Below are 12,748 nucleotides of genomic sequence, written 5' to 3' on the forward strand. Positions count from 1 at the left end.
GACGCCCGTGCCCGTGCCGAGGTCCGGGCCCCCCTGGTCTCGTACATGCGATTCCCCCCTGGGCGCATTGTTCCGAGCACCAATCGTGGCATACCGGCCGTGTCGGTCACGAGGTCGCGCGGGCGGTCACGGGGTGGCGCGTACGGTCACGGGCCGGTGCCGGTGAGGTAGGCGGAGACCACCACGTTGGCCGTGTAGCTGCGGCTCGCCCGGTCGAAGGAGCCGCCGCAGGTGATCAGGCGGAGTTCGGCGCGGCCCGGCTCGCGGGGGCCGTAGGCCTGCTGTGCGTCGAAGTCGTCGCGGGCAAGGACGCGGATGTCGTCGATGGTGAAGTGGGCGACCCTGCCGTCGGCGCGGACCACCCGGACCGTCTCGCCGGGCTTGAGCGTGCTGAGCTTGTAGAAGACGGCGGGCCGGCTCTCGGTGTCGACGTGACCCACCATCAGCGCGGCTCCGGCCGCGCCGGGCGCGGTCCCGTAGCCGTACCAGCCGACCACGTCGGGCCGGTTGAACGGCGGCGGGTCGACGGCGCCCCGGCTGTCCAGGCCGCGGGCCATCACGGGGGCCTGCACGCCCAGTTCGGGGATGTCGATGCGCTGCGGGGGTGCGGCGCCGAGCGGCTCGGCCGCGGGCGGCAGCGGGACCGTCGCGGTGCCGAGCCCGGCCACGTCGCCCGTGCCGGGCCTGGCCGGGTTCTCCGGTACGCCGGTGACGCCCCGGCCCCACAGCCACAGTCCGATCAGCAGAAGGGCCCAGGCCAGGACGGTGACCAGGCGCCCGGTGCCGGAGCTGCGCCCGTGGACGTCGGACATGGCCGCGGCGCGCCTCAGTCCGTGCCGCGACTCCGGCGGGCCCTGAGCAGCCCGACGGCGGCCGCGGCGGCCCCGGCGAGGGCCAGGCCGGTGACCGCCTGGGCGGTGTCGGGGCCGGACCCGTTGGTGGCCACCGTGGCGAAGTGCGCGGTGCCGCCGCCGCCCGCGTGGACCGGGGCGACGGGCGAGGCGGACGTGCCGTACGGCTGCGAGGCGGGACGGGAGGACTTCTCCACGACGGTGATCGCGCCGGTCATCACGGAGTCGGAGCAGCTGACCCGCACGGTGTAGGAGCCCGGTTCGAGCGCGGAGCGGATGCGGGTCTCGCCGGTCAGCGTGCCCTGGCTGCCGGTCAGCCGCGCGTCGGAGACGAAAGCGGACGAGGTGGCGGTGCCCTGCGCTCCGGTGCAGCCGCGCACCCGCAGCGACACATCGCCGCCGGGGACCGGGGAGGCCGGTGACACGGCGACTCCCTGGCCGTCGTCGGCCGCGTGCGCCGCCGGGGTGAGAGCGGCGACGGCCAGGAGTCCCGCACAGAGAGTGAGGCGTAGTGAGCCCATCGTGAAACCTCCAGATAATGGGAGGCTCCCCCGTACGGCGCGCCTCCGCATCCTCGGGAGGCGCGCGATTGCTCCGAACGGGTGGGACGGGGTACGGGCAGGGTTTGGACGTCCCTGCTCGGCGGAGGTCGGCTCAGACGAGGTCGACGAGGTCCGCGATGGAGTCGACGACCTGGGAGGGGCGGAAGGGGTGGCGGTCGACGTCCGCGGGCTGGGTGACGCCGGTCAGTACCAGGAAGGTGCGCATCCCGGCCTCCAGGCCCGCGAGAACGTCGGTGTCCATGCGGTCGCCGATCATCGCGGAGTTCTCGGAGTGGGCGCCGATCGCGTTGAGTCCGGCCCGCATCATCAGCGGGTTGGGTTTGCCGACGAAGTACGGCTGCTTTCCGGTCGCGGCGGTGATCAGGGCGGCGACCGAGCCGGTCGCGGGCAGGTCGCCCTCGATGGAGGGGCCGACGTTGTCGGGGTTGGTGGCGATGAACCGGGCGCCGCCGTTGATCAGGCGTACGGCCTTGGTCAGGGCCTCGAAGGAGTAGGTGCGGGTCTCGCCGAGGATCACGAAGTCGGGTTCGTGGTCGGTGAGGATGTAGCCGACGTCGTGCAGTGCGGTGGTCAGGCCCGCCTCGCCGATGACGTAGGCGCTGCCGCCGGGCCGCTGGTCGTCCAGGAACTGGGCGGTGGCCAGGGCGGAGGTCCAGATGTTCTCCACCGGCACGTCCAGGCCCATCCGCCGCAGCCGGGCGTGCAGGTCACGGGCGGTGTAGATGGAGTTGTTGGTGAGCACCAGGAAGGGCCGCCCGGAGTCGCGGAGCTTCTTCAGGAAGGCCTCGGCGCCGGGGATCGGAACCCCCTCGTGGATCAGGACGCCGTCCATGTCGGTGAGCCATGACTCGATGGGCTTGCGGTCTGCCATGTGCGTGCGTCTCCTGCGTGCGTACGGTCAAGAAGCGGGGGCGCCGGAACCACGGCGTACCGACGCCCCCCAGCCTAATCAGGACGGCCGGATCCTGACCCTGGTCAGGACTGAGTGATCCGTACTCCGTCGATCACCCAGTACCAGTTGTTCCCGCCGGTGTAACGGAAGCGGACGCGGACCGAGGTGGCCCCGGACGGGACCTGGAGCGTGACGGTCTCGGTGCGGGAGGGGACGTCTGCGGTGTAGGTGCGGACGGAGACGGGTGCGGCGCCGTCGTAGGAGACGAGGACCTCGCCCTTCTGCGGGGACTCCTGCCGGTAGTAGGTGGTGTAGCTGAGGGTGGCGGTGCGGCCGCCGGTGACCGGGTGGGCGGGGCTGACGAGGGTGGAGTCGAAGGTGCCGGTGAGGGCCTTGTCGTTCCACTCGTCGCCGTCGGCGACCGCGAAGACGTTCCGGGCGCGGATGTTGGACTCGCGGCTCTGGTCGCGCTGGGCCCGGGTCCAGAACTCGTCGGTGGTGAAGGACCAGCCGCGCCACTCGGTGACTCCGCCGGTGCCCATCGCGGAGTTGTCGACCGACCAGCCGGCGGGCGGGGTGTGGGTGAAGCCGAGGAGGCCCGCCGGGATGCCGGTCTCGTCGACGCGGGCCTGCAACTGGCCGCGCAGGGTGTCGAAGTCGTCGGGGACGGGCTGCTGGAGGGGGCGGCCGTCCAGGTCCCAGGCGGGGTCGATCGCGATGCCGAGGTGGGCGAGCGCGGAGACGGCGACGTCCGGCATCTTCACGTCGTACCGGACCGAACCGGCCGCCAGGGTGGGACCGGTGGCGATGAGGAAGGTCTGGCGCTCCTGGAGGGTGGAGCCGCCGTGGCCGCCGGCGTCGGTGTGGCCGTGGTCGGCAGTGACCATGATCAGCCAGTCCTCGTCGGCGTAGGTCGCCCGGGACCTGACGGCGGTGACGATCTGGCCGACCTGGGCGTCGGCGGTGCGGATGGCGTCCAGGTACTGCTGGGAGGCGGCGCCGTGGCTGTGTCCCGCGTGGTCGATGTTGTCGAGGTGTACGAACATCGCGTCCGGGTTGCCGTCCCGCAGCCGGGCCACCGCGCGCGAGGTCGTGCCCGTGTCGTACTCGGCGCTCGGGGTGGAGACGCGGGTGTCGACCTTCGAGGAGAAGACCGTGTCGGTGATCGGCGCCCAGGAGGCGACGGCATAGGTGTTCAGGGACGGCTTCGCCGTCTCGACGCGGGTGAGGAAGTCCGGGTACTGCGCGAACCGGGCACCGGTGAAGGTGTTGTCCTTGACGTTGTGCTTGTCCGGCCAGACGCCGGTGATGAGCGTCGACCAGCCGGGGCCGGACAGGGTGGGCGCGAGCGGGTTGGCGTAGATGCTGCTGGGCGCGGTGAGCCCGGCGGCCGTCAGGGCGTCGAGGTTCGGGGCGTCGGCGTCCTTGATGCGGGTCAGCAGGGCGCCGTCCAGGCCGATGACCAGGACCTTGGGGGCTCTGGCGGCGGCGCGGGCGACGGCGGTGAGCGGGCCGGCGGACACGGCGACAGCGGCGGCGGAGACGAGGAACGTGCGACGGGACATGCGGGACGACACGGAGACCTCCGTAGAAGACGGGTGAGCACGTGTTGCGGGCATGGCAACGCCCCCGGTGGTGCCAGGGGCGTTGCGGGTATGGGGGTTCGGGGTGTGGGTCAGCGGTTCCGGGGTGTGGGTCAGCGCTTCCCGGGCGTGGGTCAGCGCTTCCCGGGCGTGGGTCAGCTGCCGGTGGCGGACTTCCAGTCCTCGACGTAGGTGGTGAGGTTCTTGTCGATGTCGTTCCAGTCGGGCGTGAAGATGTCCACGCCGTCCATCAGCTTGGTGAGCGCGATGGCGTTGGCGTCGACAGCCTTGATGTCCCCGCGGGCGCTGAAGCCGCCGCCGATCTCACTGACTTCCTTCTGGGCCTGCTCGCTGAGCATGAAGTCGAGCAGCTTCCTGCCGTTCTCGCTGTGCGGGGCCTTGGTGACCAGGCCGGCCGCGTAGGGGAGCGCGAACGTGGTGGGCTTGCCGCCCTGCTTCGCCGGGAACCAGATGCCGAGGTTCGGCATGGTCTTGGACTGGGCGTAGTTCATCTGCACGTCGCCGTTGGCGACGAGCAGTTCGCCCTTGTCGACCTTGGGGGCGAGCTTGCCGGTGGAGGCGGACGGGCCGACGTTGTTGGCCTGGAGCTTCTTCAGGTAGGTGAGGGCCGCGTCCTTGCCGCCGAAGTCGTGCATCGCCTTGATCAGGACGGCGGTGCCGTCACCGGCGACGCCGGGGGTGGAGTACTGGAGCTTGTTCTTGTACCGGGCGTCGAGCAGTTCGTCCCAGGTCTTCGGCGTCTGCTTCAGCTCCTTCTTGTTGTAGACGAAGCCGAAGTAGTTGTTGACGACGGAGGTCCAGGTGCCGTCGACGGCCTTGTCGGCGCCGCTGACCTGCACGGAGTCCTTGGGCTCGTACTTCTCCAGCAGGCCCTTGCTGTCGGCCTGCTGGATGAACGGCGGGAGGGTGACCAGCACGTCGGCCTGCGGGTTGCTCTTCTCGCGGACGGCGCGCTGCACCATCTCGCCGGAGCCGCCCTCGACGTACTTGACCTTGATGCCGGTCTGCTTCTGGAAGTCGGCGAAGACCTTGTCGTACCAGCCGTCGCCGTTCTCGCCCTTGAGGCCGTCGGCGCTGTAGACGGTGACGACCTTCTCGTCGGAGGCGGCGGAGGAGCCGCCGCAGGCGGACAGCAGCGGGGTGGCGAGGAGGGTGAGGGCTATGGCGAGCGTGACGCTGTTTCTGGGCATGGCGAGGCGAACTCCTTGCAGATGAGGGCGGGTTGGGCGGGTGGTCGCTCAGCGGTACGACGCCCGGGTGCGGACCCGGGAGACGGCGAACAGGACGAGGAGGGTGGCGGCCATGAGAACCACCGCGACGGCGGAGCCCGCGAACAGGGCGCCCCGGTCGGTGGCCGCGTAGATCAGGACGGGAAGCGGGGTCCAGTCGGGCGGGTAGAGCATCATCGTGGCGCTCAGCTCGCCCATGGACAGGGCGAAGCAGAGGCCGGCGGCGGCGGTGAGCGAGGGCAGCAGGAGCGGCAGCCGCACCCGCCACAGGACGTATGCGGGCCGGGCGCCGAGGGAGGCGGCGGCCTGCTCGTAGGCCGGGTCGAGGCGGGTGATCGCCGCCGACACGGACTGGTGGGCGAAGGCGGTCACCAGCACGGTGTGGGCGACGATCACGATCCACCGGGTGCCGTTGAGCAGCATCGGCGGCTTGGAGAAGGCCACCAGGACCGACAGCCCGACCACCACCGACGGCACGGCGAGGGGCAGCACGAACAGTGCGTCGAGGATGCGGCGGTGGCGCTTCTTCAGGGCCTCCCCCGCCAGCGCGGCCCAGGTGCCGACGGCCAGCGCCAGCAGGCTCGCGGTGGCGGCCGTGACCAGGCTGGTGGTCAGGGCCTGCAGGGCCTCGCCGCGGGTGGCGGTGCGGTAGTGGGCGGTGGTCAGGCCCGAGGGCAGGACGCCGGACCAGTGGGTGGCGAAGGAGGCACCGAGGACGACGAGGAGCGGGAGGGCGAACAGGGGCAGGAAGAGGACGAGGAACACCGCCCACACGGCCCACTTCCCCTTGCAGCTATGCACCAGCACGACGGCTCACCACCCGGTAGAGGCCGTACAGCCCCACGGAGATCAGGACGTTGACGACGGCGACCACGCACGCGCCCGGATAGTCGGACTCCAGGATCGCCTTGCTGTAGACGAGCATCGGGAGGGTCGTGACCCCTTTCGCGCCGGTGAACAGCACGATCCCGAACTCGTTGAGGCACAGCACCAGGACCAGGCTCCCGCCGGCCGCGAGCGCGGGCAGCGCCTCCGGCAGGACCACCTGCCGCACGATGCGGGGCGCGCGGGCGCCGAGCGAACTGGCTGCCTCCAGCTGAGCGGTGTCGAGCTGGGAGAAGGCGGCGAGCAGCGGCCGCATCACGAACGGCGTGAAGTAGGTGACCTCCGCCAGCAGCACGCCCCAGGGCGTGTTCAGGAACTGGAAGGAACCGACGATGCCTGTGGTGCCGTAGATGAACAGCAGCGCCAGCGTGATGAGGAAGGACGGGAAGGACAGGTACACATCGATGAACCGCGCCACCGCCTTCGCCCCGGGGAACGGTACGAACGCGATGACCAGCGCCAGCAGGAAGCCGAGGATCAGGCAGCCGGCGGTGGAGGCCAGCGCCAGCCAGACCGTGGTCCACAGCGCGTGCCGGAAGGCTTCGGAGGCGAAGACGTCGGCGTAGGGCCGGAGAGAGGTGCCACCGGAGTCGGGCTGGAAGGACTGCCGGACGACGAGGGCGAGGGGGTAGAGGAAGAAGAGGGCGAGGAGCGCGACCGGGGGCAGGGCCCACAACTGACGCCTATTCATGAGTGACTCCGGCGGGCAGCAACACCGCGTCCTCCGGAGCGAAGTGCAGACTCACGGCGTCCCCATGGGCCGGCGGGTTCTTCAGCTCACGAAGGTCCGCCATGACCGTGTGCCCGTCGACCTCGACGTACAGCCGGTGTGTGGCGCCCCGCCACTGGATCTCGGTGACGGTGCCGACGATCCGGTTGGGACCTTCGCCGAGCCCGACCAGATGCGGCCGCACGCACAAGGTGGCCCGCGCCCCGGCGAGCACCCCGTCGGTGTCCACCTTCAGTTCGGTCCCCGCGAAGGAGACGCCCCCGGCCCCCACGGTCACCGGCACCAGGTTCGCGCCGCCCACGAAGGACGCCGTGAACTCGTCGGCCGGCGCCCGGTACAGCTCTTTCGGCGTCCCACACGCCTGCAGCCTCGCCTTGTCCATCACCGCGATCCGGTCCGCCAGGGTCAGCGCCTCGACCTGGTCGTGCGTGACGTACAGCATCGACACGTCCGGCAACTCCCGGTGCAGTCGTGCGAGTTCGGCCAGCATTCCGGACCGCAGCCGGGCGTCCAGCGCGGACAGCGGCTCGTCCAGGAGCAGCACGCCCGGCCGGATGGCCAGCGCGCGGGCGATGGCGACGCGCTGCTGCTGCCCGCCGGACAGCTCCCGCGGGAAGCGGCGGGCGTAGGCGGCGATGCCGGTCATCTCCAGCGCCTCGGCGACCCGCCCTCGTATCTCGCCCCTGGGGGCCTTGCGGGCCTTCAGGCCGAAGGCCACGTTGTCGTCCACCCGCATGTGCGGGAAGAGGGCGTACTGCTGGACGACCATGCCGATGCCCCGCCGGTGGGGCGGCAGGTCCGTCACGTCCCGGTCGCCGAGGAACACGCGCCCCAAGGCGGGCCGTACGAACCCGGCGACCGCCCGCAGCGCGGTGGTCTTGCCGGAGCCGGACGGCCCGAGGAGCGCCATCACCTCACCGGGTTCGACGGTCAGGTCGAGTGAGTCGAGGACGACGTTGCCGTCGTAGGCGACCGTGACGGAGTCGAAGCGGATACCCATCTCACCGGGCTCCCGTGAGCAGCGCGGGCAGGCCGGCGACGGAGTCGAGGACGTGGGTGGCGCCGGCTGCGCGGAACGCGTCGTCGCCGTGGGCGCCGGTGCGGACGCCTGCGACGACGCCCGCTCCGGCGCGTACGCCGCTGAGCACGTCGTAGGACGTGTCGCCGACGACGGCGACCTGCCGGACGTCCTCGGCGGCCTTCGTACGGACGAAGGCCTCCAGGACCATGTCCGGGAAGGGCCGCCCGCGCCCGCCGGCGTCGGCCGGGCAGAGGGTGAGCGGTACGAGGTCCTGCCAGCCGAGCGCGTCCAGGATGGCGTCCTGGGTGACGCGGGCGAAGCCGGTGGTCAGGACGACGCTGCGGCCGCTGCCGGCGAGTTCCTCGACCGCCTCGCGGGCGCCGGGGACCGGGGCGATGAGGCCCGCGTCGACGAGGTCGCCGTACACCTTCTCGAAGGCGGTGTTGGCGCGCCGGGCGAGGCCTTCGGCGCCGAAGAGGTGCCGGAAGACGGAGATCTTGGACTCGCCCATGGTGGCGCGGACGTAGTCCAGCTTTTCGGCGTGGTCGGCCGAGCCGGGCTCGACGCCCAGTTCGGCGGCGGCCGCCTCGAAGGCGCGCTCGACGAGGCCGCCGTCGGCGACGGTGGTGCCGGCCATGTCGAGGACGACGAGACGGATGTCGCGGGTGTCTGTGGTCAACTTCCTCACCAGCCCAGTTCGTTCGCGGTGGTTTCGGCTATCGCGGGCGAGCAGGTCATGCCGCGCCCGCCGGGCCCGGTGACCAGCCACACCCCGTCACTCACCTGCTGCCGGTGCACGACCCGGCTGGTGTCGGTGCACTGCGCGTACACGCCGGCCCAGCGGCGCCGGATCTTCGGCAGCGGCCGGCCGAGGAGGGACACGACGACCTCGGTGAGGTGGTCGTAGGGGTCCTCGAGGGTGTCGAAGGCGAAGGGGTGCTCGTACTCGTGGGTGTCGCCGATGGTCAGGCCGCCGTCGGCGCGCTGCACCATGAGCAGCTGCATCCTGTGCTCGGCGGCTGTCGCCGGCTGCGGCTGGCCGGCATTCAGCGCGTCCAGTGCCGGGGAGGCGTAGGCCGGGTAGTAGCGGAAGCTGTCGGCGTCGGCGACCGAGGTGGTGAGCTTCTCGCCCAGCGGGGCGGTCTGCATCATCTGCAGGCGGACGCGGCGCACGGGCAGGTCGGGCCCGGCCAGCTCGCGGACGAGTCCGCCGAGCCAGGCGCCGGTGCACAGCACGACGGCGTCCGCGTGGTGCACGTCGCCGTGGTCGTCACGGACGGCTCCGGCACCGACCACCTCGCGCACCTCGCGCCCCGGCAGGAAGGTGTAGTTCGGGGACTTCAGCAGCTCTTCGCGCAGGGCGAGCTGGGCGGTGCGTGGCTCGACGGCGGCGTCGCGCTCGCAGAAGAGGGCCGCGGTGAACTCGCCGCGCAGGGCGGGGTTGAGGGCCCGTGCCTCGCCGGGGGTCAGCAGCTTGTAGCCGCGGGCGGCGGCGTCCGGACGGGCCACGGCGGCCTCGGCGACGGCGAGTTCGAGAGGCCCGCGCACCGGGGTCAGTGACCCGTTGGCGCGGAAGCCGAGCCCGGGCACGCGCCCGCCGATCCCCTCCCACAGCTCCCGCGCCCGCAGCGCGGTCTCCAGCTCTTCTCCACCGGCGCGCCCGCTCACCCAGATCTGTCCGAAGTTGCGCAGCGAGGCGCCGCGCGCCTCTGCCTCACGCTCGATCTGGACGACCTGGTGGCCGCGTTCCACTGCTTGCCAGGCGTGCATGGTGCCCACCACGCCTGCTCCGACGACTGTCACTCTCACGGCGGCAACGCTCCTCGGGATCGGGTAACCGGAAGGGTCCGGCTGACAACGAGAGCGTGAACGACCCATCACGTTTGGGCTAGACCCGTTATCTTTTCGTGATATCCAGAGAGGTTGCCGTTCCTGTCGTTCTCAGCCCGTGAGGTGTGTCGTGAAGGAGAACCGGTCCCCTCGATACAGGCCCCGCACCCGCTCCAGCGGCCGCCCGTCGGTGTCCCTGGAGATCCTGTGGATCAGCAGCATCGGCAGCGCGGGCGGGGTGCCGACGAGGAGGGCCTCACGCGGGGTGGCGAGCACGGTCTCGATGCGCTCGTCGGCGTCACCGAAGGCCATGCCCTGCTCCTGGAGGTAGACGTAGAAGGACGAGTCGGGCTCGAAGCCGGTGTCGAGGTGCGGGACACGGGAGACGGCGACGTATGTGCTCTCCAGACCGACCCGCTCGTCGTCGGCGAGCAGCACACGCTCCAGGTGCCAGACCGGTTCGCCGCGGGTGAGGCCGATCTCGGCGGCGAGAGCGTCCGGGCAGGGGAAGCGGTCGAGACCGACGAGCGTACGGCCGGGCCGGCGGCCCTGCCGCCGCACGCCTTCCGTGTAGCTCGCGAGGGACAGCGGCTGGGCCAGCTTGGGCCCGGCGACGACGGTCCCCCGGCCCCGGCGCCTGAGCCGTCCCTCCAGCACCAGCTCCCGTACGGCCTGCCGCACGGTCTCGCGGGCGACGTCGTACCGCTCGGCGAGATCGCGCTCGGTGGGGATGAGGCTGTCCTCTCCCAACTCGTCGAGCAGTTCGGCGATGCGCGCCTTGACCGCGTAGTACTTGGGGATGCGTCCGTGCTCGGGAATGCCGGAGCGGACGGGGGCGCCGGGTGCCTGGTCGTTCGGGTAGTCCACGCAGTGATCGTCGCAGACGGGGGGCGCCTTGCCGTACGACGGCCCACGCACTAGGCGGCGCCGGCGGGTCAGCGGCGCCCACGGGTCAGCAGGAACGCTCCTGCACCGACGGTGACGAGCGCGGTGGCGGCCGCGAGCAGCCCGTGCGCGAGTCCGAGGCCGGTACGGGCGAGCTCCCGGGCCCGCTCACCCGCCTCCTCGGCCTCCTCGGCGAAGGCGAGAGAGCTGTCGCCGTCCGGGTCGGCACTGCTCGGGCCGGCCTGCGGGGTACCGGACGGACTCGCCTCCGTGGCCTCGGGATCCCCCACTTCGCCCACTTCCCCCACTCCCTCCTCGCCGCCCCCGCCTTCCGCGTCCTCCCCGATCCCGAAGCGGTAGTCGTTGGACTCCCCGACCCAGTCGCCGTCCTCGCCCCGGCGCTGCACGACGGCCGCGTTGGCGGTGACCTGGTCGGCTGCGGCGTCGGAGGTGAGCGAGAGCCTGACCTTGACCGTCACGGTCTTCCCGGGCGCCACGGTGAACCCGTCGAACCCCTCCGCGTCCAGCACGCCGACCAGCTCCTGCTCGTCGGTGCTCGCGAAGGTGACGGGCCGGGCGCGGGAGCCGTCGTAGAAGTCCAGCTTGGGCTGGGACGGCTTCAGGGCGCGCTTGTCGTCGACGAGGACGACGACCGGGTGGATGCGGCCACAGGTCCGGCGGGTGGTGTTGGTGAGGTCGATGTACCAGGTGCCGTAGCCGCCGCCCGCCTCGTACGAGCCGGGACCGCCGTGGATCCGGGTGGTCAGCGGGAAGTCACGCTCGCCGGACGCCGCGCAGGAAGCCTCGTCCGCGTGGGCCGCACCGGCCGACAGGGGACCGAGAACGGCAGCCGCGGCGAGGCACAGGGGGGACAGGGACGCGCACAGTCGCATGAACACATGACCATGCCGGGTGAGGGCGGGGGGCCCGGAGTGCCACTCCGGGGGCGGGGGCAAGTCCGCTCGATCAGCGGACCGTCGACGGGCGACCGGGAGGCCGTCCAGCTGGTCCGGCCAGGTGTCCTCGGCGGTCACGGCCCACCCCGGCTCCGCACGCCGATCCGGCGCCCGTCAACAGGACCTCTCAACCCTCCGCCCGGCCGAACAGCAGCCGGTCCGGACCGGTGCCCTCCAGGGTGAGACCGCCTCCGGCCCACCCCGGCTCCCATGCCGATCCGGCGCCCGTCAACAGGACCTCTCAACCCTCCGCCCGGCCGAACAGCGGAGCCAGCAGCAGCTGTGCCGCCCCCTCCGCCACCACCCGCTCTCCCCCCGGCGCGACCCGAACCGGAACCGACGCCCCAAGGCCCCCCTCCCGACGCACCCGGGCGTCAAGCACCTCCGCAACCCCCCGGACGAACGCCTCCGGAGCCCCGGCGACGGTCCGCCCGCCGAGCAGGACCAGATCGATGTCCAGCAGCCCCACCAGATTCCCGGCCCCCACCCCCAGCACCCGCGCCGCCTCCGCCACGTCGCCCCGCCCCACAGCCCCGAGGCACAACGCCTCCACGCACCCCCGGTCCCCGCACTCGCACACCGGCCCGTCCAGCTGCACGACCTGATGCCCGAACTCCCCGGCCCCGGTCCGCGCCCCCCGATGCACACTTCCGCCGATCACCAACCCGGCCCCCAGGCCCGTACCCAGGTGCAGATAGGCGAAGGACCCGCCCTCGCCCGCCACCGACAGCCCGAGCGCCGCCGCGTTCGTGTCCTTGTCCACCACGACCGGCACCCCCAGCCGCTCGGCCAGCGCGTCCCGCAGCGCGAACCCCTCCCACTCGGGAAACCCGGTGACCCGGTGCAGCACGCCGCGCGCGTGGTCGAGAGGCCCAGGCAGGGCGACTCCCACACCGAGCAGCGAACCGGCACCGGAGAGCCCCCCGCCTCCCAGCGCGTCTCCGACCAGCCCCTCGACCACCCCGGCCACGTCCCCCAGCACCGCCTCCGCCCCGGCCCCCAGGTCCACCGGCCCGCGCCGCTCCCCGACCACGGCCCCGTCGAGATCCACCAGCACGGCCCACAGCTCGTCCCGGTCCAGATGCACCCCCACCGCGTGCCCGGCCTCCGGCACCAGCCGCAGCACGGTGCGCGGCTTGCCGCCGGTGGACGCCCGCCGCCCGGCCTCCGCCGCGAGGCCCTCCTCCCGCAGGCGTGCGGTGATCTTGCTGACGGCCTGCGGGGTCAGCCCGGTCCGCTCGGCCAGTTCGAGCCGGCTGATGCCCTCCGCCCCGGCCGCCCGCAGCAGATCCAGCACCAGCG

Annotated in this window: 13 protein-coding genes; all 13 read right to left on the minus strand. The window is 72.2% G+C overall.

The window, feature by feature from the left end:
- Window positions 1–146 precede the first annotated feature (146 nt).
- Complete coding sequence (locus ABZ471_RS44895) at window positions 147–812, minus strand: class F sortase (protein WP_359074936.1); 666 nt, start codon at window positions 810–812, stop codon at window positions 147–149.
- A gap of 14 nt (window positions 813–826) precedes the next feature.
- Entirely contained in the window at window positions 827–1,372 is a 546-nt protein-coding gene (locus ABZ471_RS44900) for a hypothetical protein (protein WP_359074937.1), read from the minus strand.
- A 133-nt stretch (window positions 1,373–1,505) separates the two neighbouring features.
- Window positions 1,506–2,285 (minus strand): HAD-IIA family hydrolase, encoded by a 780-nt coding sequence (locus ABZ471_RS44905; RefSeq protein ID WP_359074938.1) that lies wholly within the window; start codon window positions 2,283–2,285, stop codon window positions 1,506–1,508.
- Between the two features lie 104 nt (window positions 2,286–2,389).
- Entirely contained in the window at window positions 2,390–3,871 is a 1,482-nt protein-coding gene (locus tag ABZ471_RS44910; protein WP_359074948.1) for an alkaline phosphatase family protein, read from the minus strand.
- Between the two features lie 173 nt (window positions 3,872–4,044).
- Entirely contained in the window at window positions 4,045–5,100 is a 1,056-nt protein-coding gene (locus ABZ471_RS44915; protein ID WP_359074939.1) for a 2-aminoethylphosphonate ABC transporter substrate-binding protein, read from the minus strand.
- A gap of 48 nt (window positions 5,101–5,148) precedes the next feature.
- Window positions 5,149–5,946, minus strand: coding sequence for an ABC transporter permease subunit (locus ABZ471_RS44920; protein WP_359074940.1), 798 nt, complete (start codon window positions 5,944–5,946; stop codon window positions 5,149–5,151).
- Window positions 5,933–6,715: a 2-aminoethylphosphonate ABC transporter permease subunit gene (locus ABZ471_RS44925; protein ID WP_359074941.1), complete on the minus strand. Its 783-nt coding sequence runs from the start codon at window positions 6,713–6,715 to the stop codon at window positions 5,933–5,935. The genes ABZ471_RS44920 and ABZ471_RS44925 overlap by 14 nt, the downstream gene beginning before the upstream one ends.
- Complete coding sequence (locus tag ABZ471_RS44930; RefSeq protein WP_359074942.1) at window positions 6,708–7,754, minus strand: ABC transporter ATP-binding protein; 1,047 nt, start codon at window positions 7,752–7,754, stop codon at window positions 6,708–6,710. Before ABZ471_RS44930 ends, ABZ471_RS44925 begins: the two co-directional genes overlap by 8 nt.
- A gap of 1 nt (window position 7,755) precedes the next feature.
- Entirely contained in the window at window positions 7,756–8,454 is a 699-nt protein-coding gene (locus tag ABZ471_RS44935; protein ID WP_359074943.1) for an HAD family hydrolase, read from the minus strand.
- A gap of 5 nt (window positions 8,455–8,459) precedes the next feature.
- Window positions 8,460–9,584, minus strand: coding sequence for a TIGR03364 family FAD-dependent oxidoreductase (locus ABZ471_RS44940; protein WP_359074944.1), 1,125 nt, complete (start codon window positions 9,582–9,584; stop codon window positions 8,460–8,462).
- 132 nt (window positions 9,585–9,716) lie between these two features.
- Window positions 9,717–10,472, minus strand: coding sequence for a GntR family transcriptional regulator (locus tag ABZ471_RS44945; RefSeq protein WP_359074945.1), 756 nt, complete (start codon window positions 10,470–10,472; stop codon window positions 9,717–9,719).
- Between the two features lie 68 nt (window positions 10,473–10,540).
- Window positions 10,541–11,383 (minus strand): hypothetical protein, encoded by an 843-nt coding sequence (locus ABZ471_RS44950; protein WP_359074946.1) that lies wholly within the window; start codon window positions 11,381–11,383, stop codon window positions 10,541–10,543.
- Between the two features lie 304 nt (window positions 11,384–11,687).
- Window positions 11,688–12,746, minus strand: a complete 1,059-nt coding sequence (locus ABZ471_RS44955) for an ROK family transcriptional regulator (protein WP_359074947.1) — start codon at window positions 12,744–12,746, stop codon at window positions 11,688–11,690.
- Window positions 12,747–12,748 lie beyond the last annotated feature (2 nt).

It is taken from the genome of Streptomyces sp. NPDC005728 (assembly GCF_040630895.1).
Taxonomy (GTDB): domain Bacteria; phylum Actinomycetota; class Actinomycetes; order Streptomycetales; family Streptomycetaceae; genus Streptomyces.